Raw genomic sequence first — 19,776 nt, 5'->3', positions numbered from 1 at the left:
CCGCCTTCTAAAAATATAAGTTCAGGTTGTATTGTAACATGAGATTGCAAGATTACATATTTACATGCGCATCCTTATACAAAACGGATATTGCCGCAGCTATCAGGATCATCCCCATAAAAGCGGGTGCAGCATGGCCAAGTGATACATATATTTGCCCTCCAATGACAGGCCCGATCATTCTTGCTAAAGCCTGAATAGATTGGCTACCTCCTTGAATCCTCCCTTGTTCACTAGAATCGACAGACTTGGAAAGCATCCCATTGAATGAAGGCCCAAAGATCGAATCCCCAAAACCAAATATAAACATTCCAGCGATAAAAAGCGGATAGTATGAGAACAAAGCAGATAGTGCAATAAGGCTGTAGCCTATAATCTCCGAAACCATTCCAAGAATTGCGATCTGTTTATCCCTAAATTTCAGCAAAAGCTTAGGCATGATGAAACCCTGTGAAATGATGTCTTGGAAGCCCATAATTGAAAACATCAGTCCGATTAGTGCAGGCTTCCAGCTGAAAGTATCCATTGTGAATTGTGAAAAAACAGCCTGTAAAGATCCGTTGGGTATCCAGAGTAAGAATGCTGAGACCAGTAGCCTTTTTAAGTTTTTTATGGACAATATGCTTGCAAGCTGTGTAAATGGATTCAGTCTTACCAAGGTAATTTCTTTTAGTCTATTGTTCTTGTCAAGGCTCTCAGGCATAAAAAAGAATCCGTAAACAACATTTAATAAGGTTATTATTGCTCCGAAATACATAGGTACAGAATAACCAAACTTGGCAAGTAAACCGCCTAGCGTTGGACCAATGACGGTGCCTACACCAACAACCGCACTCACCCAGCCAAAGTATTTGGTTCTCTGTTCTGGTGGAATGATGTCAGCAAAATAGGCGAAGATAGTACCTATGCTTCCGCCGGTTATACCTTCTATTATGCGTCCAACAAAGAGAACCCATAACGCTCCTCCTATCCCAAAAACTAAGTATCCAATCGCGGAACCCAAAAGGCATACCAAAAGTAATGGACGACGCCCATATTTGTCACTCAAAGCTCCAAGTGCAGGGGCTGCAAAAAATACGCAGACTGCATAAACAGAGGTTAGCAGCGTGACAACTATTGCCTGTTCTCCCGGATTGCTTATATAAGGCTGCACTAAAAATGGGACAACGGGCATGATGATACTGAAGCCTATTCCGCACAGAAACACAGAGATCAAACCGAAGATTAGAGCGTGTTTATCTACGGTTTGCTCTGTGTTCTGTTCATTATGTGATCTGAATTTGAACATTAAATTCTCTCCTCAAAAGTTGATGTTTTGATTCCTTGGAAACAAATCTGGTACATCACCATTTTTATCACGGTTTTGTTTCCGTGTCAACAAAATAATGACCATAAAAATGCAGCCTTTCTCATAAGAGCCCGGCTGCATGGAGTTTCATTTTCATTATTCGAATTTATTCGGATTAAAATCTATACCCTGTTTCTTTATTTCTGCATCCAAATGCCTACTATACTTTTCTACGAAGCTAAGCATACTGTCAAATTGCTCCTCAGTTACCTGCTCAAATACGGCTTTATCCCGCTCTTGGAACTCTTTGTGTAGGTCCTCATGGATTTTATAAATTACTTTCCCTTGCTCAGTAAGCTTAAAATAGATTTCTTTTTTGTTATCCGATTTTTGGTAGCTTTCGATGAGGCCCTTTTGGATGAGCTTCTTAGTTAATTTACTTATGGCACCGCGAGTCATATAAAAGGACTCTGCAAGTTTTGTGACGTTGGAATCTGCATTTTTTTCAATGTATTCGATGCAATGTACTTCAGAAGGTTTATAACCCTTAAGACTGTCTTCCATCTTATCCTTATTAAGCCAAACCATCTTGTTATATACGTCCCTGAAACCCATCATGACCTGATCTTCTTTGTTCATGGCCTGTCCTCCCAGCGCTCTTACATTAACAAATTATATTGATTTTTTGTTTCTATTTCAACAATATTAAAGTTGAGGATAGTTTGTTTCATTGAACTTTAGATAAAAATAACAGGTGAGTAGTAACAAGCGTAGATATAATATTCTTAAGAAACTGCGGTTTCTTCTTAAGAAAGTTCATCCGCTTGAAGCTGCACCAAAGATTGTTTGTCTGTTATCATAAGATTAAGATGATTGGACAGCTGTGGGATGATTTCTCTAAGGTAGGAGGACTGCATAATGAAGAGTATTCGGGTACTGCTCGCAGATGATGAACCGGTGATTTTGCGAGGCCTAAAAAAACTGATTTCATGGGAGAAGCTTGGACTCACCATTGTTGGAGAGGCCAGTGATGGAATTGAGCTGAAACAACAGATCGAGGATTGTGATCCTGATCTGATTATTAGTGATATAAGCATGCCAGGATATACAGGGATTGATATCATCCGCGAAATTCATGAAGCTGGCAGAGCGGTGAAGGTTATTTTTATAAGCGCTTATCAGGAGTTTACGTATGCCCGTCAAGCACTGCAATATGGTGCGCTGGATTATTTGGTGAAGCCCGTGAACAAAAATCAGCTGGAACAGGTTGTGAGCAAAGCCGTCTCCCTTATTCGTCAAGAAACAGAAGGCGAGCGCAACAAAGAGAAGCTGAACCATTATGAACAGAGAAACCGCAGATTAACGATCGAAGAATTGCTCGACAAGCTGACGGACGGCAATAAGGGAACAGCAGACACCTTACTTGATATGGGGATTATTGCGCTAAGTCGCTACGTCAGTATTTGTTTGGTAGAGACGGACGAGTCGTCGGGGCAGCCTTCCAGATGGGAAGAACGCGAACGTAAGCTAATTGATTTTGCACTGTCTAACATTATTAAAGAAACCGTGGAGCAAAGCGATAATAGCTATATGTTCCGTAAAGGGGAACGTTTTTGTATCCTGCTCCAGCATGAATATGCTGAGGAACCAGCGAGAATTGCCTTAGACCTCCATGACAAAATTACAAGTTTTCTGAAATTAAAGGTGACTCTTGGGGTAGGCAATCCTGTTGACGGTATGGATGATGCTGATGAATCTTATCGCCAAGCTTTGAAAGCGCTAAATTATAAATATTTTACAGGGCCTAATCGTGTGATTCCTGTTAAAGAGAGCAGGTATGAGAGTGAATCATTGATTCAAGCTCCGCTGCATGAAATCCAGTCCGCCCTTGGGATTGCCATGAAATTACAACACAAAGAACAAATTGAGCAAGAGTGCCTGCGATTATTTCAGACGATTCGGCAGACGGCAGGCGGGAATAGAAACCAAGCCGTTTCTACCGTATACAATACATTCTTGCAGCTTGAACAAGAGCTTATTCAATTCGGTGTGGAGGCAGGTCCATCACTTCAGGATACAAATCCGATTCTTGAACGATTGGCTAATTATTCTACCTTCCAAGAGGTGGAGGAAGATTTCCGTGTGCTTTTGAGCAAAATGTCCGGGCAAATTGGCAGTCGCATGGGCAGTAAGGAACTGAAGCAGCTATCCCAGGTGAAGGCTTATATTGAGGAGCATTATCCAGAAAATATTACACTGGAATCTATGGCAGGGATGATGTTTATGAATTCCTATTATTTCAGCAGCTTTTTCAAAAAACATACCGGACAGAACTTTAAGAATTATGTCACTGAGGTGAGGATGAATCATGCCCTTCGTTTATTGCTGCAAAGCGATATGATGGTTTATGAGATTGCCGATAGTGTAGGCTACAACAATGCCCGGCATTTTAGCGATATGTTTAAGAAGAAATATGGCAAGCTGCCACAAGAATATAAGCAATCCTTCAAAAGCCAATAGTCAGATGGATAGCAAAGGGGATGCCTTCATTCATGTTTATCTGGGGCCGAAGATCCAAAAGTATATTTGTTAAATTCTCCGCTTCCTTTTTATTAGTCGGCCTAATTCCGCTTTTTGCACTTAGCTACATTTCTGTGCAGACGTTTTCCGGATATGTCGAGCGTTACACAACAAGCAATTTGCAGCAAATGGTGCTATATATGAGCTATAACCTGAATTCAGCCTTTAATCAGTACAATGAGGTCTCTAAGCTGATGTATACGGGACGATATGAAGGTTTTATCGAGAGTTATTCGCAGAATCAAACCTATAATGTAAATGAGCTGGAGCAGATCAATACGATTCCTATTGAAACCTTTCTAAAAACAGTTCTCTACAGTGATTCCTACATCACCAGTGTTTATTTTCATAGGGAGTCAGACGATAAGCTCTACTATCAGGAAAAAGAAAACAGAGGGGTCAATTTTGATTTGCTGCCTTATCAAGAGTGGTTAACTAAAATGGCTCCAAATCCTTCACAAGTGGCAATTTTCCCTACCCATTCCGAAGAATATTATACAGGTTCAAAGCGCAGTGTGTTCACCATCGGCCGTACTTTAATTGATATTTCCGGGCGTGTCACCAAAGATCCCAAGATAGTTGGGACCTTGTTTATGGATGTGGATGTTTCGTTATTTAATCAGTTCTTCAGAGAATTAAATCTGGGGGGACAGGATGAATTATTTCTGCTGGATGGCGACGGAAATGTATATTTCACGAATGAGACAAGGTCAGCGAATGGAGAGGCTTTTCGGGCTAAAAAGGACGAGGAGATGATCGTTCTCAGTGAAGAGATTCCTTTTCTTAAAGGCACGGTGACTGCCAGAATTCATCGAGCAAATTTATTCGATCAGCTTTTTTCAGCCCGTACGACGGTGTTTATAGCGATGTTTATTTGTGCGATTGCAATGATCATCATGGGCGTCTGGTTCTCTAGGCGGCTGGCTGCTCCGATTCGGAACTTAATTAAGCAAATGGCTATCGTAGAATCCGGTAATTTGGATACCCAGATGGTCGTGAACAGCAATGATGAAATGGGTAGACTTAGCCATGGTTTTAACCGAATGGTCGAGCGTTTACAAGCCTATATCGATGAAGCTTACGTTGCCCAGATCAAGCAGAAGCAAACGGAGTTAAATGCTCTGAAGAGTCAGATTCGTCCGCATTATTTATACAACACCCTGGAAGTCATTCGAATGAATGCGGTGGATAAAGATAATGATGAGGTCGCAGATATGATTTTATCACTCTCTAACCAGTTGAAATATGTAATCGACTATGGAGAGGACAGGGTAAGCATACGACAGGAGCTGGAGCATCTACGGGATTATTTCTATATTATCTCTGTGCGGTATGAGAATAAATTTGAGCTTGTAGTCGATCTCTCACCCGAAGTGGATCTGAACTGGTACATTCTGAAATTGTCACTTCAGCCGATAGTTGAAAATGCTATCCAGCATGGCTTACGCAGTCAAGGCAGAGGGACAGTTGGATTGACGATCGAAAAGAAAGATGAAATGCTGTTGGTTACGATCTATGATGATGGAATCGGTATGAGCAAGGAAAAGGTACAGCAGTTGGCTGAAACCTTGGAAGAGCCTAGTTCGCCTAGCAAAAATGTTGGACTAAAAAATGTACATGAACGAATTCGTACAGTGTACGGTGCAGAATACGGGGTATCTATCAGCAGCCGTGAGCATATTGGGACATCAATTCTATTGTTGCTTCCGATTGTAGAGGATCCGTATAAAATCTCGGATTCGGAGAATGCGTAAAGGATAGACGATGAACGGAAGACTGCGGTCTTTCGTTCTTTTTTTACTTATTCTTAAATTCACCGCATATCCCGCTTAAAAAAGTTCATTCTAACTATTTATAAGGAATGCTATTCTATTAGCAACGGAAACGCTTTCGAGAGATGATGCGCACATCTTGCTTCAGTTTCCACGGTTCACTAAAAGGGGAGGCTATTATGATATGTACAAAAAAACAATGATGAAACTATCCGTATTGTTACTTGCCACAACAACAGTTTTGACTGCTTGCGGTGGAAATAATAATAATGCAGGAAGTAAGGCAACTAATACGCCAGCATCCGAGACGCCTTCAAATACACCGCAAGAGACCAAAAAAGAGGTTAGCTTTACGATAGGTTACGCCTCCGGAGATCCGGCCACCAAAAAAGCTATCTCAGATACGGTCAAAAAGTTTACTGCAGCTAATCCGAATGTCACTATTAAAGATTTGAGCGAAACTTCATCCGCTGCCTATCTTGACTGGCTGAAAACCAAGGATGCTGTGGGTGAATTCCCGGACCTGGTGGAAATGCGGGATACAGAAGTTTTTGCCGATGCGGGTAAGATTGTAGAGCTGCCTTCCGATCTGCTAGATTTGTTCGAAGCCCCTCCACAAGTGGATGGTAAGGTGTGGAACGCACCGCTGCAAGTGAACGCTCCCCAAGGGATTATCTACAGCAAAAAAGCATATGCGGATGCAGGGATCACCGAGCTTCCAAAAACCTATGACGAATTCATCGCCATCCAAGAAAAATTGAAAACATCAGGCATTACTCCGATTGTAGTAGGCGGAAAAGATATTTTCCATATGGGCTTTTGGGTTAACAAATTCCTGATTGATGAGGTCTACTCGAAAGATGCAGATTGGAACTCCAAACGTACCGCTAAAACGGTCAGCTTCACTGATGCTAATGTAGTTCAAGGCATAACGGACTTCAAAGAATTGTTCAAGAATTATGTCGATAAAGGTTGGCTCAGCACGGGCGACAATCAGACCGCTTCGATTCTTGTTTCTGGCAAAGCAGCACAATTGTACTCCGGTACGTGGATGTTTACACAAATCGCTGAAGCAGACCCGAACTTTGAATTTGGCTTCTATGCTCTTCCTGACCGTGAAGGGAAAATCAATGTCATAGGTCTTCCGTCACCTGCAGGCTGGTCTTTATCGGCTGAAGCCGCTAAGGATGCAGACAAAACAGAAGCCATCAAAGACTTTATCCGTTTCTTCTTCGCCCCAGAACAGTATTCGAACTATTTAGCAACGATAAATGCGATTCCTTCAACAAAAGAGAAAGTAACCTATGACACAAGTGAACAAATGCAGGTGGCTTTGGATCTTATTGCTGACCCGAATGTAGTGAAATCGTTGGCGATCAATAACTGGTGGGGAGACAATCTAATCCCTCCACAATTCCGTAACTGGTACTACAAGCTGTTGCAGGATCTCGTGGTAAAAGATGGAGATGTAGCAAAGTACATGAAAGATGCGGATACAGAGTATGACAACCAAGTGAAAGCTAATCAGATGTAAGAGCAGCGCCTGATCGAGCAACCTCTGCTGCTGCAGAGGTTCTCTTTTTAACAAGCGCGGTCTTTAAGGGAGGGAGAGTAGCCATGGCTACATCCGCAGTAAATGCTGACAAGTCATTGATAGGCACTGTGCAGCACAAAAAGAAAAAGAAAAAATGGCAGTCCTACGCTCTGCTGTTCATATTACCATCATTTATTTTGTACACCTTGTTCGTTATCGTCCCTACGGTAGGCAGTGTCTATTTAAGCTTCACCTCATGGGATGGCATTAGCGACAACGTAAGGTATATCGGCTTCGCTAACTTTGTGGAAATTTGGAATAGTCCAAGGGTGCATAACGCACTGAAAAATACGATGATCATGACCATTTCACTTGTTGTTCTAGAGAATATTGCAGCAATTGCAATGGCTATGATGGTCGATAAGGTACGCTGGTTCCGGAATTTATTCAGAAGTGTATTTTATTTCCCTACATTGCTTAGTGGGATCGTAATGGGTTTCGTCTGGGCGATGATCCTGAATTACAACTTTGGTGTATTTAATCAGATTCTGGAGTCTGTTGGGCTTGGAACCTGGATTGTGGATTGGTTGGGCAATCCTAAATATGCGATGCTGTCGATTATTTTGTCTACCGTTTGGAAAGGCGCGGGGTATTATATGATCATTTATCTCGCTGGATTGCAAGGTATTCCGCAGGAATTGAATGAGGCGGCCAGTATTGATGGAGCAGGGGGCTGGCAACAGTTCCGGCATATTACCTTTCCGCTGCTTGCGGGGTCAATGACTGTATGTATGGTATTATCGATGATCAGCGCCTTGAAGATTTTTGATCAGATTGCCGTCATGACTGATGGTGGTCCGGGCTTTGAGACGGAGACATTAACTTATATTATTTATAAGGTTGGGTTTGGTGAATTAAGACAAGGTTTTGGTACTGCGCTGGCGATGGTCTTGTTCTTAATCATACTCATCATTACAGTCTTCCAAGTGAAGGTTCTCCAGAAGCGGGAGGTGCAGCTCTAAGATGACGATGCAGACACGCAAAAGAGTTGGGCAAATCGCACTTTTCATTGTTACATTATTAGTGGCTATTATCTTTTTCTTTCCTATTTTCTTTAATTTGATGTCAGCCTTCAAGAGTAATGCAGAGATTATGAAGGATGCCATTGCTTTTCCGAAAACCCTTTATCTGGACAGCTTTAAATATCTGTTAACTGAAACAGAGTTTCCAAGGGCTATTCTGAATAGTCTGATTTTGACAGCATTTTCTATTGCGGCACAGGTCTTGATTATTCCGATGGCGGGCTACGCAATTGAACGCAGAAATGCCAGATGGACCCGGTTCATGTTCGTTTACTTTTTAGCAGGAATGATGATCCCTTTTCAGGCGTATATGATTCCTCTGTTTAAAGAGCTTAGAATGCTGGGGTTATACGGCAGCCTTGCCGGTCCAATTCTAATTTATGTAGCCGGTGCGGTGGGCTTTGGATGTCTGCTGTATACAAGCTTTGTCAAAGGCATTCCTAGAGAAATTGAAGAAGCGGCAGAGATCGACGGATGTTCTCGTTATGCGATATTTTGGAAAATTGTTTTCCCGCTGCTAGGACCCGTCACAGCCAGTATGGTGGTCTTAAACGGACTTGGAATCTGGAATGATTTCCTGATGCCGATGCTGGTATTGCCTTCAGGACAGGCTAAAACTATGGTCGTGGAAATTTACCGTTATATCGGAGAATTCTCCTCACGTTGGGATATGATTTTTGCAGGAACAGCAATGTCGGTTGTGCCTGTGCTGATTGTGTTTATCGCCTTGCAGAAGTATTTTGTTAAGGGAATTGCGTCTGGTGCAACGAAGGGTTAATTCATAAAAAGGGATATATCCTGTAATCACTTAGTGGGCTGCGGGGTACATCCCTTTTTTTTGTATGGGAAACAATCACTAAAGCGTATTTGGATTCGCGGTTAAACGGCGGTAGCCCATTGGCGGGAGACCTGTCCAGCGTTTGAATTGCTTGCTGAAATGGGACACATCCCGATATCCTAGCCGGTGGGCAACCGATTCGACAGATAGACTATTATCCATTAGCAGCAGTTTGGCGTGACGAATGATCAAGCGGGATAAATATTGTCTTGGCGACATGCCATAAATTTGGTGGAAAACACGATTGCAGTGAGTTGTACTGTATCCGAGTTTTGCCGCAATGTGCTCAATACCGCCGCCTCTTTCGCCTGTGCTTGCAGCAGAGGAGACAGATCCTTGCAGCAATCCTTCGATGGCGTTAGCTAAGGCGACGGTATTTTCCGTAGCTTCTGTATCTGCCAGGAGGGGCATCTCCGAAAGTACCCAGCCGCTGAGCGCGGTTAGAAGTTGCAGCGAAGCATGCAATGTAATCAGGCGATTTCTGTGTGAGTCCTTTGACTCTGACAGGATGGAAGAATTTATGATGACATCTAGAGCGGAACGAATGGCTCGCAGCTCCGGGGTATTGCCACTTAGACTAACAGCGTCTGCTGTTAATAAAGCTCGCCGTAAAATCAGATCATCAATATCAAAATGTAGGCAGTAATAAGTCATGTCACGACTAGCATTCGAACCGAGGCTGCTATGTTCTACACCGGGACGAATGAACAAAATATCACCGCTTTGCTGGATAAAAGATTTATTGCCGACCGTCATATGTTGCTCACCCTGCAGTACAACGTTAATCTCAAACATAGGATGAGTGTGTACGGGATATTGCCAATCCGGATTTACTTTTCTCCAATGCGCGGCGAAGATATGGAAAGCCGCTTGGATGTCTGGAGACATCTGGCCATCAATAGAATTATGAAAAGCGGGATCATTCGAGATCATTTCAATCCTCTTTTACTGTAAAGTTTGGCTTCATTATAACATATGTTTTTATCGATGTTTGATTTGCCCAAATAAAAGAAGGCTTTAACCCTGTTGTACTTCCGGAAAGATCGATAACATGGAGATATAGCCCGGAGGTATCCGGGACCATGCTGGAAGGAGTGTTATTATTTATGGCGCATAATCAATTTTTTAATGCCCATCATTCACCGATTGGTGCATTTGCGAGTTTCACTTTAGGATTCAAAGGAGCTAGTGGAGGTTTCGATCTGGAGATTGGAAAACCACCTAGACAAAATATATTCATAGGATTAGAACGTGCTGACGGGAAGGGATATGATACACTGCCATTTCATGAAATCGGGGGTGAGGACGAAAGCAAACGTTATGATATTGAGAATCCGGATCCTAATCCTGATAAGGAGAATATTCTGTTCCCTTTTCAAGAGAATGAGATTTCCAGAGATTTTCATGTAGCCACAGACAGCTGGAGTGCGGGTGATTTGACCTTCCGGATTCTGTCCCCCGTTCGTTCTGTACCGGATCCAGAAACTGCCTCTATAGAAGAAATGAAGGATGTGCTGCTGCCTGCAGTGCTGGTTGAACTCGAAGTGGACAACTCCTCATCCGCCACCTCGCGCCGTGCATTCTTTGGTTTTCAGGGAACAGATGTGTATAGCGGAATGAGAAGACTGGATGATGTATCATCGGAGATTACAGGCGTTGGCCAAGGAAGATTTATTGCGATTGCTGCGGAAAAAGGAACTGCAAAGTCCGCACTGCATTTCACGATGGAGGATATTCTAACGGAGGAGCTGCAGGAGAATTGGACCTTTGGACTGGGACGAGTCGGCGCTTTGATCATGGATGTTCCAGCCGGAGTAAAAGAAATTTACCGCTTTGCTATTTGTTTTCACCGTTCAGGTTATATCACCTCAGGAATTGATGCTTCTTATTACTACAATCATTATTTCAACAATATAGAGGCAGTGGCTGAATATGCATTAGCTAGATTTGATATCCTTAAGCAAGAAGCGGAGCAAGCTAACGATAGATTTACTCATGATGACCTATCCGCAGATCAAACCTTTATGTTAGCGCATGCGATTCGTAGTTATTATGGCTCCACGCAATTGCTGGACTACAAGAATAAGCCATTTTGGATCGTCAACGAAGGCGAATACCGGATGATGAATACCTTTGATCTTACCGTCGATCAGTTATTTTATGAGCTGCGTTTGAATCCTTGGACTGTACGTAATGAACTAGATATGTTCGTGGAAAGATTCAGTTACGAAGATACGGTGCGTTTCCCGGGTGAGGATACAGAGTATCCAGGTGGAATTAGCTTCACACATGATATGGGTGTAGCCAACGTAGTTTCACGTCCGGGATATTCTGCTTATGAGGTCTATGGCATTGATGGTTGTTTCTCACATATGACACATGAACAATTGGTTAACTGGGTGCTGAGTGCAGCAACTTATGCAGAGCATACAGGCGACCGCGGCTGGATGGAACGTAATCTGAGTATTATGGAGAAATGCCTGGATAGCATGGTAAATCGCGATCATCCAGATCCTGAACAAAGAAATGGTGTCATGGGGCTTGATAGCTCACGTACGATGGGCGGAGCCGAAATTACTACGTATGACAGTCTGGATGTGTCTTTAGGTCAGGCTCGTAACAATATTTATCTGGCAGGAAAATGCTGGGCTGCTTACTTGGCTATGGAGAAAATATTTGCAGAGCATGGGCGTGCGGAACAGTCCAAAACAGCAGGGGATCAGGCTGAAAAATGCGCCGCAACAATGGTGGCAAGTGTTACAGCAGACGGGTATATTCCGGCTGTCATTGGAGAAGGCAATGACTCCAAGATCATTCCGGCTATCGAAGGCCTTGTCTTCCCTTACTTTACAGGCTGCAAAGAAGCTCTTGATCGTAATGGACGGTTCGCCGCCTATATTGGCGCACTCGACAAGCATCTGCATGCGGTGTTACAGCCGGGAGTATGCTTATTCGAAGACGGAGGCTGGAAAATCTCTTCAACCAGCAATAATAGCTGGCTCAGTAAAATCTATCTCTCCCAATTCATCGCCCGCAGCATTCTGGGACTGGAATGGGAGGAACGGGGAGCGGCAGCGGATCGTGCTCACGTAGCTTGGCTTACCCATCCGGAGTTGTCGATTTGGAGCTGGAGCGATCAGATTATTTCCGGTGAGATCACGGGCAGTAAATATTATCCGCGTGGCGTTACAGCGATTTTGTGGTTGGATGAGAAATAAGAATAGATAGTTTCAATAAGTAGAAACGGAATATGCATAAATACTAAGAGGGGGCTACCCCTCTTTTTTGCTGTTTCGAAGTATACACCTTTCGAAGCTGAGAGGAAATTAATATAGCTTTTACAGCTCATTGACGCGGAGCGTATATAGGCTTGTTATATTGAGGGGAAAAGGGGGATGAAATATGAGAGAAATGGAAGAATCGTCCTTTACCACTACCCAGCCTGTTCTTGCAAGCGATACTTATGGTTGGGATAAGCTTCAGGTTTCACAATGGTATAGCCCGCAGCAAGCTTTCACCCCATCCTCGGAGTCGAAATATTTAATTGGGATTCACTGCACAGCCTACTACGAAAACTATTACACCATTCATATTACCCCTTGTAATGAGAGCCTTCTTTGTCCTTGGGGCAGAACCTCGCTCTATTTTTTGAAAATTGAAATTACACCAGCGGTCATCGAAGAGATTGCTCGTGAATCAGGTTATCTGAAGGAAGGACATATCCAATTGGACCGCAAATTTCATGTCAAGGATTCCAAGCTGCTGCAATTAGGGCTTTGGATGCTGGAGGAATTGCAGAATGGCGGTGCCAAAGGGAAAATATACAGCGACTCTTTATCGAATATGTTAATTATTCATTTGTTACAACACTATTCTTCTGTGATCCCCCTGCACTCAAACAGTAAAACGCCCGCCAACCAAGAGATATTTCAGGTCATTCAATTTATGCGTGAGCGGTTGGAAGATGAGATTCAACTGACTGATCTCGCAACCATGGCTAATATGAGCCAATCACATTTTATTCGGATTTTTAAACAACAGACAGGGTATACCCCCCATAACTATTTAATCCGGCTGCGAATCGAACGTTCTAAATTTCTTATTCGTTCCGGGAAAATTGGGTTGAAGGAAATTGCGTCTCAGGTGGGTTTCGCTGATCAAGGACATTTTACTAGATTGTTCAAACGAGAAACCGGCCTAACCCCAAAGCTGTATGCGAATCAAAGCGCCTCCAAGCCTAATCATATGGTTTATTAATTTTATTCTTGTAAATGAGAGTTTTATTCAAGGAATGAAGTGTTTTGTTCAATTAGAGAGCTGCAGCCAGCTCCTATAATAAGGTTGAAGTAAGGCGTACAAATGCCGAACTACAACCTTATTAGGAGGAGAGAAAACATGAGATTAAAAAGATTATTCAGTCTGATTTGCGCGGGGGTACTTACGACCAGTTCTTTATCTTTAGTAGCATCTGCCACACCTGTCGGACCGGATAACCTAGTAAACACCGAGGTAGAGTCCAGCGCAGAGTCAACTTCAGCTTCAATGATCACTGCTGGATGGCATGAAGTATCCAAGCAAACCTTTTGGGTACTAGATGCTCTTGAAAGAGGACAAGGGGTGGCTACAGACGGGAATTCATTGATCTTTAATTCCTCGTATGGGCTCTTACGGACTGGACTTGATGGAAAATCCGTAAAAGCACGGAATGAATTGGCTATTCCACTGGAGATTGCCTCCCAAGGTGGAGACCATATTGGTGATATTTCCTACTATAACGGTAAAATATACGCTCCTATTGAAGACGGCAAAAACTATCAGCATCCTTACATTGCCCTTTATGATGTGAACACTTTGAAATATACGGGCACATCCTATGCTTTGCCGCTGAATTTGCATATTGGCGGTGTACCATGGGTAGCGGTGGATGCCGCTCGCGGTCAGGTTTATACAGCTCAGTGGAGTAATGCAAGCGTCTTGAATGTCCTTAGCCTCGACGATATGCATGTAATCACAACCGTTCCACTTTCCCAAAGCATTGATCGAATTCAAGGTGCCGAAGTGTACAACGGTATTCTATATGCCTCTACGGATAACGCGACCCAAACGGTTTACCAGATTGATCCAGAGACTGGAAACGTATCTGTGGCCTTTGATCGCAATCTGCCTAGTGGTACAGAAGCTCAAGGAATTGCTGTATTGCCCACCGCTGATGGTGCCCAGCTTCATATTCTTGATGTAGGCTCAAATCGTATTAGTGTGAACTTTCGCCATTATGCATTCTAATTCAAATCCAAGCGAAAAAAGGGGCTAACAGAAATGCTAAAGCAATCCAAAACCATTCTAACGTTATTATCCATTTCGATGTTGGCAGTAGCGGGCTGCGGTCAAGCCAATAACAGTACAGTTGAAGCCAAAGCGAAAGCTAATAACGCTCAGCCTACAGCAATCGCAGCAACTCCTGAATCCACAGAGACTCCAGCTACTAAGCCGGTGGAGATTACCTTTTATTATCCGGTTAATGTGGGGGGTCCTCTTACTAAAGTAATCGATGGGATGGCTAATACATTCATGGAACAGCACCCAGAGATTAAAGTTAATCCCGTGTATACAGGCAATTACGGAGATAATACCGTAAAAATCCAAGCGGGTGTACAAGCCAAGCAGCCACCGGATGTCGCGGTCATGATGTCAACAGAGCTATACAGCATGCTCGATATGAATGCGATTGTTCCGCTGGATGATTATATTGCGAAGGACAAGGACATTCAAATGGAAGACTTTTATCCCGCCTTTGTGGAGGATACTCAGTCTGAAGGTAAAACGTACAGCCTGCCCTTTCAGCGAAGTACGATTGTTATGTATTACAACAAAGAAATGTTCAAAGCCGCAGGACTTGATCCAGAGAAACCACCCACTACATGGGATGAGCTTGTAACCTATGCTAAGAAGCTGAACAAAGACGGTCACGTTGGGCTGGAAATTCCGGGCAATGATGATTCGTATTGGATGTTTCAAATGCTTGCTCGGCAAAATGCTTCTGATCCGAAGCAAAACATAATGTCTTCCGATGGCAAAAAAGCGATGTTTGATACACCGGAGAATGTGGAGGCATTGCAATTCTGGTTGGATTTATCCCATAAATATAAGGCGATGCCGGAAGGTGTTATTGATTGGGCTACGGTTCCAACGGATTTCATTCAAGGTAAAACAGCCATGATGATGCATACAAGCGGCAATTTAACCAATGTAAAAAATAATGCGAAATTCGAATTCGGTGTAGCGTTCCCACCTGCACAAAAGCAATTTGGATCACCCACTGGTGGCGGTAATCTGTATATTTTCAAGGACAGCTCTCCTGAAAAACAAGCTGCAGCTTGGGAATTCGCCAAATACATGACGGCTTCGGAACAGGCGGCCCTCTTCAGCAGCTCATCCGGTTATGTTGGCGTAAGAAAATCCGCATATGATACAGATGCAATGAAGAAATATACGGCGGATTTCCCGCAAGCATTGGTTGCAAGAAACCAGCTGGAATATGCGTTCCGGGAATTATCCACTCATAATCATGGTAAAGTATCGACGGCAATAACGAATCAGATTCAAGCGGCATTGGCAGGAGAGATTGATGCCGCAGGTGCGCTCAAAAAAGCGCAAGCAGAAGCAGATCAGGCACTAGCTCCCTTCAATAAGTAATTATTAAGGTATGGGGTACGCCAGGACAGCCTTGGTAGCATGTTCTGGCGTCATTCCATTATTCAATAATCTTAGAAACCTTTAACAGGGAAGGATTGAATGGTATGAATGCCGGATGGAGTGAGAGGCTTAGACGAAACGGATTCGGCTGGGGACTTGTGTTGCCTTCGCTGCTCTTTCTTTGCTTGTTTACTTATTACCCTATGTTTAAATCGCTTTGGCTCAGCTTTTATGAGAAAAACTTAGCAACTCCTGAGCCTTTGTTCGTAGGATTTGAGAATTACGCTAATCTATTGCATGACCATGTTTTTTTGAAGGTGTTCAGTAACAATATATGGTTCGCTCTTGGCACAGTACCAACCTCAATAGTTTTGGCTTTCTTGATGGCACTGTTTGCCGACAAAGCGATAAAAGGGCGGGGACTGGCACGTCTTTCCTTTTTCTATCCGAATATGATCCCAATGATCGCGGTGGCGAACATTTGGTTGTTTCTGTATACCCCTCATTTTGGTCTTTTCGCCAGACTGGCTTCTTGGATCGCAGATCAGCCTGTGAATTTGCTGGGAACACCTAATACGGTGATGGGCGCATTAGTCATCATGATGATTTGGAAAGAAGCCGGATATTTTATGATTTTTTATTTAGCAGGAATGCAGCAGATTCCTAAGGATTTATATGAAGCGGCTGCAGTAAGCGGAGTTGGTACGTTCACCTCCATCCGTAGAATTACAATTCCGCTTACGATGCCAACTACGCTGTTCGTGGCTGTTGTGGCGATAACGAATTCCTTTAAGCTGGTTGACCATCTCTGGATTATGACAAAAGGCGGCCCGAACAATGCAAGCAACCTGCTGCTTTATTATATCTACGAGTCCACTTTTAATTTCTACGATCAAGGAATGGCCGCATCGATGACGGTGGTCATGATCGTGTTGCTGCTCCTGATTTCCTCTTTGCAGTTTTTTGGCTGGGATCGGAAAATTCATTATGAATAGGAGGTGGAATCCGTGGAGGATAATCCATTAAAGCTGCACTTAGTATTAAGGCAGAATACACGTAAAGCTTTAGAAGAGGAGCGCATGTTGAACTTAGAAAAAACGAAGCGCCGAATCCAGCAGATACTGTGGCATGTTGTTGGATTTACTTTTGCCGCGGTCTGGATCATTCCCTTCCTATGGGTGGTCAGAACGGCTTTTTTACCTAAAGACGTCGCTATCGATTCGGGCTGGTCTTGGGGCTTTACGTTCGAGAATTTGATTCATGTCTGGAATGGAGCGCCTTTTGGACGATTTTTAATGAATACATTGCTGGTGTGCGGTGTTGTGCTAGCTGTGCAACTCGTTACGATGACAATGGCTGCTTATGCGTTCGCACGGGTACGTTTCTTTGGAAAAGAGCTGCTGTTCCTGTTATTTTTGGTGCAAATTATGGTGCCGCCGGATGTTCTTATCTTTTCCAACTATCAGGTGTTGAACGAAATGGGTCTGCTGGATACCAAGCTGGGGATTATGCTGCCTTACTTTGCCTCCTCCTTTGGAGTGTTTCTCTTAAGACAATCCTTTAAGCAATTACCCTATGAGCTCGATGAAGCTGCCCGGGTGGAAGGCGCCTCACGGCTGCATATTCTTTCCAGAATCTATGTCCCACTGTCACGCCCGATTTATGTGTCCTTTGCCATCGTGTCGGTCAGCTTTCATTGGAATGATTTCTTGTGGCCGTTAATTGTAACCAATTCAGAGGAAAATCGCTTGTTAACTGTAGGATTGGCCATGTTCGCAAAAGCCACGGAATCAGGCGCACAGTGGTCTGATGTCTGCGCGGCTACGCTGATTGTCTCGGCACCCTTAATGATTGGATTTTTATTGTTCCAACGGCAAGTGATAGGTAGTTTTATGAGCTCTGGCATTAAAGGTTAGGAGGAGGCATTTATGAGGCTGGCGATTATCGGAGACTTACATTATCCGGACGAATTGTTAAACAACAAGGTTTTGATTAAAGAGGCACGAGATGCTTTTTACGAGCAATTTATGAATCTATTTTTGTCCATCCCAGCCGATTATCATATTTCTGTGGGAGATATGGTGCATGCAGGAGAATTTAGCGAATTTAATTATATCATGGGTAAGATTAAGGACAGCAAGCATTCCAGGCGTTTTCTACATGTTCTTGGCAATCATGATACGTACACTTATCCTAAGCAAGAAATCCTTTCCGTCACCCGGCAGCAGCGATACAGTGTGATTGAAGAGACCCATGCGATCATTATATTGCTGGATACCGCACGGGAAAATCGTGACGATTGGAGCGGAACGCTTGATGATGAACAGTTAGCCTGGCTCGAAGCACAAATGAAGCGGACTACAGATAAGCCACTATTCGTCTTTGGCCATCATCCCTTGTATAATACGACGGCTAGATCAACTGAGCCAATGATGTCACTGGATCCCAGCTTGGATATTTGGCCGATATTGAAGCAATGGCAAGGTGTGGGTTTCTATTTCAACGGGCATAATCATGTGCATTCTATCGTTAGACAAGAAAACTGGCATTTCATTCAAACGGCCTCCATTCTGGATATTCCTGCTGCTCGAATTCTCACTGTGCTTGAAGATGAGATCCGGTTAGAGATGGTGAGTCTGGCGAGCGAGCAATTAAGTAAATGGTCTTCATTATTTACCCTCAGCATTTTTGATTATGAAAAATATCCGCAGGCTGAAGGGGAGGCGAGAGATCAGGAACTAATCATCAATCGACTTCAAAGGGACAGAAAGCAGGTGGACCAGCAATGAATCGCCAGCCAGTAAGATTAGCCATCGTAGGCGGGAATCGCGGGGCCAGTTTTATGAATGCACTATACTCTCTATCGGATCGGATACATCTGACCGCCACTTGTGACTTGAATGAGTGGGTGCTTAATCAATGGAAAGAGAAATTTCCGGACATCCGAACGTATCGGGATTATCATGAAATGTTAAAAGATTCGGCAATTGATGCGGTGTTTATCTTAAGCCCCATGCATTTGCATGCCAGACAATCTATTGATGCTTTAAAAGCGGGTAAGCATGTCCTAAGCGAAGTGATTTCGATCCAATCTTTAGAGGAAGCTTGGGAGCTTATCGAAACTGTTGAACAAACTGGACTTAAATATATGATGTCTGAAAATTACTGCTTCTCGCGCTCCAATCTGACGATTAAACATATGGCGGATCAAGGCATGTTCGGTGAAATTACTTATCTGGAAGGCGGATACATCCATGATTTACGTCACTTGACTCATCATCCGGATGGATCTCTGACTTGGCGGGGGCAATTACATCAGCATTATAACGGGATCAATTATCCGACGCATTCTATAGGTCCAGTTGCCCAATGGATTAATCTCAAAAAGCCTGATGGAGATCGATTAAAAAGCATCTCGACTTTTGTTTCTAAATCAAGATCCTTACAATATTATTTTGGAGAGCATTATGGAAAAGATCATCCGGCAGCGCGTGAAGGTTTCTGGCGGCAAGGCGACAGTGCGGTTGCGGTCATCCAAACGGAAAAGGGTGTACTGATTGAGCTGCGTGTAGACTGGAGCTCTGTACGACCTCATAATAAAACTCATTATTTGCTGCAAGGAACTGAAGGGGCGTATATTACGGGCCGCCATCAGCAAGAGGAAGATTTGATCTGGTTCAGGAATCTTTCGCCCAAAAATATAGAGAATGGAGAGGAATTGTGGGAGCCGTTAAGCAGCTATCAGCCACTTTATGATCATCCAACATGGAAAAAATGGGGCGAATACGCTGCTGGGACGAAACATGGCGGAGGTGATTTTATGGTGCTTGAGGAATTCATTTCCGCGATTCAGGAGGATCGCACCCCTTCGGTGGACGTATATGATGCCGTTACTTGGAGCTCTGTGTTTACATTATCTATGGAATCTGTAGAGATGGGTGGGAAAGTTATAGCTTTTCCTGATTTTAGATCGATGGTGAGAATTTGAC

General features: G+C 43.5%; 16 protein-coding genes. 13 read left to right on the top strand and 3 right to left on the bottom strand.

The genetic code is table 11. The features are described from left to right. Nucleotides 1-52 precede the first annotated feature (52 nt). Both NST25_RS18295 and NST25_RS18290 read right to left on the bottom strand, forming a co-directional pair. Nucleotides 53-1,288, bottom strand: a complete 1,236-nt coding sequence (locus tag NST25_RS18295) for an MFS transporter (protein WP_340392137.1) — start codon at nucleotides 1,286-1,288, stop codon at nucleotides 53-55. 156 nt (nucleotides 1,289-1,444) lie between these two features. Further along, nucleotides 1,445-1,927 (bottom strand): MarR family transcriptional regulator, encoded by a 483-nt coding sequence (locus tag NST25_RS18290; RefSeq protein ID WP_076304451.1) that lies wholly within the window; start codon nucleotides 1,925-1,927, stop codon nucleotides 1,445-1,447. A 279-nt stretch (nucleotides 1,928-2,206) separates the two neighbouring features. Here NST25_RS18290 and NST25_RS18285 point away from each other — a divergent pair, with 279 nt between their 5' ends. From NST25_RS18285 to NST25_RS18265, 5 genes are all read left to right on the top strand, one after another. Next, a complete protein-coding gene (locus NST25_RS18285; protein WP_076190964.1) occupies nucleotides 2,207-3,808 on the top strand; it encodes a response regulator in 1,602 nt (533 codons plus the stop codon). 32 nt (nucleotides 3,809-3,840) lie between these two features. Continuing rightward, entirely contained in the window at nucleotides 3,841-5,622 is a 1,782-nt protein-coding gene (locus NST25_RS18280; protein WP_076182507.1) for a sensor histidine kinase, read from the top strand. A gap of 202 nt (nucleotides 5,623-5,824) precedes the next feature. Then, a complete protein-coding gene (locus NST25_RS18275) occupies nucleotides 5,825-7,174 on the top strand; it encodes an extracellular solute-binding protein (RefSeq protein WP_076190970.1) in 1,350 nt (449 codons plus the stop codon). 83 nt (nucleotides 7,175-7,257) lie between these two features. Next, nucleotides 7,258-8,196, top strand: coding sequence for a sugar ABC transporter permease (locus NST25_RS18270; RefSeq protein ID WP_076129834.1), 939 nt, complete (start codon nucleotides 7,258-7,260; stop codon nucleotides 8,194-8,196). Between the two features lies 1 nt (nucleotide 8,197). Continuing rightward, on the top strand, nucleotides 8,198-9,034 hold the full coding sequence (locus tag NST25_RS18265) for a carbohydrate ABC transporter permease (RefSeq protein WP_175619013.1): 837 nt from the start codon (nucleotides 8,198-8,200) through the stop codon (nucleotides 9,032-9,034). Nucleotides 9,035-9,112: 78 nt separating this feature from the next. Here the strand turns inward: NST25_RS18265 and NST25_RS18260 are convergent, their stop codons facing one another. After that, nucleotides 9,113-10,027, bottom strand: coding sequence for a helix-turn-helix transcriptional regulator (locus NST25_RS18260; RefSeq protein ID WP_340392130.1), 915 nt, complete (start codon nucleotides 10,025-10,027; stop codon nucleotides 9,113-9,115). Between the two features lie 173 nt (nucleotides 10,028-10,200). On the opposite strand from NST25_RS18260, the gene NST25_RS18255 reads away from it, so the two are divergent. The 8 genes from NST25_RS18255 (at nucleotide 10,201) to NST25_RS18220 (ending at nucleotide 19,775) form a co-directional block, all read left to right on the top strand. Continuing rightward, on the top strand, nucleotides 10,201-12,312 hold the full coding sequence (locus tag NST25_RS18255) for a glycoside hydrolase family 52 protein (RefSeq protein ID WP_076129861.1): 2,112 nt from the start codon (nucleotides 10,201-10,203) through the stop codon (nucleotides 12,310-12,312). A 184-nt stretch (nucleotides 12,313-12,496) separates the two neighbouring features. Then, complete coding sequence (locus NST25_RS18250; protein ID WP_076129836.1) at nucleotides 12,497-13,351, top strand: AraC family transcriptional regulator; 855 nt, start codon at nucleotides 12,497-12,499, stop codon at nucleotides 13,349-13,351. A 138-nt stretch (nucleotides 13,352-13,489) separates the two neighbouring features. After that, on the top strand, nucleotides 13,490-14,377 hold the full coding sequence (locus tag NST25_RS18245) for a hypothetical protein (RefSeq protein WP_340392126.1): 888 nt from the start codon (nucleotides 13,490-13,492) through the stop codon (nucleotides 14,375-14,377). Nucleotides 14,378-14,410: 33 nt separating this feature from the next. Beyond that, the gene (locus tag NST25_RS18240) at nucleotides 14,411-15,787 is read left to right on the top strand and encodes an ABC transporter substrate-binding protein (protein WP_076190979.1); all 1,377 of its coding nucleotides are present in this window, start codon (nucleotides 14,411-14,413) and stop codon (nucleotides 15,785-15,787) included. A gap of 104 nt (nucleotides 15,788-15,891) precedes the next feature. Then, nucleotides 15,892-16,782 (top strand): sugar ABC transporter permease, encoded by an 891-nt coding sequence (locus NST25_RS18235; RefSeq protein WP_076307238.1) that lies wholly within the window; start codon nucleotides 15,892-15,894, stop codon nucleotides 16,780-16,782. A gap of 12 nt (nucleotides 16,783-16,794) precedes the next feature. After that, entirely contained in the window at nucleotides 16,795-17,703 is a 909-nt protein-coding gene (locus NST25_RS18230; protein ID WP_340392122.1) for a carbohydrate ABC transporter permease, read from the top strand. A gap of 12 nt (nucleotides 17,704-17,715) precedes the next feature. After that, entirely contained in the window at nucleotides 17,716-18,576 is an 861-nt protein-coding gene (locus NST25_RS18225) for a metallophosphoesterase (protein WP_339187493.1), read from the top strand. Beyond that, nucleotides 18,573-19,775 (top strand): Gfo/Idh/MocA family oxidoreductase, encoded by a 1,203-nt coding sequence (locus NST25_RS18220; protein ID WP_339187491.1) that lies wholly within the window; start codon nucleotides 18,573-18,575, stop codon nucleotides 19,773-19,775. Before NST25_RS18225 ends, NST25_RS18220 begins: the two co-directional genes overlap by 4 nt. Nucleotide 19,776 lies beyond the last annotated feature (1 nt).

The sequence above is a fragment of the Paenibacillus sp. FSL E2-0190 genome (assembly GCF_037992965.1).
Lineage (GTDB): Bacteria > Bacillota > Bacilli > Paenibacillales > Paenibacillaceae > Paenibacillus_AQ > Paenibacillus_AQ odorifer.
Note: the sequence above shows the minus strand (reverse complement) of the source record. Positions and strands in the feature narration are given on the sequence as shown.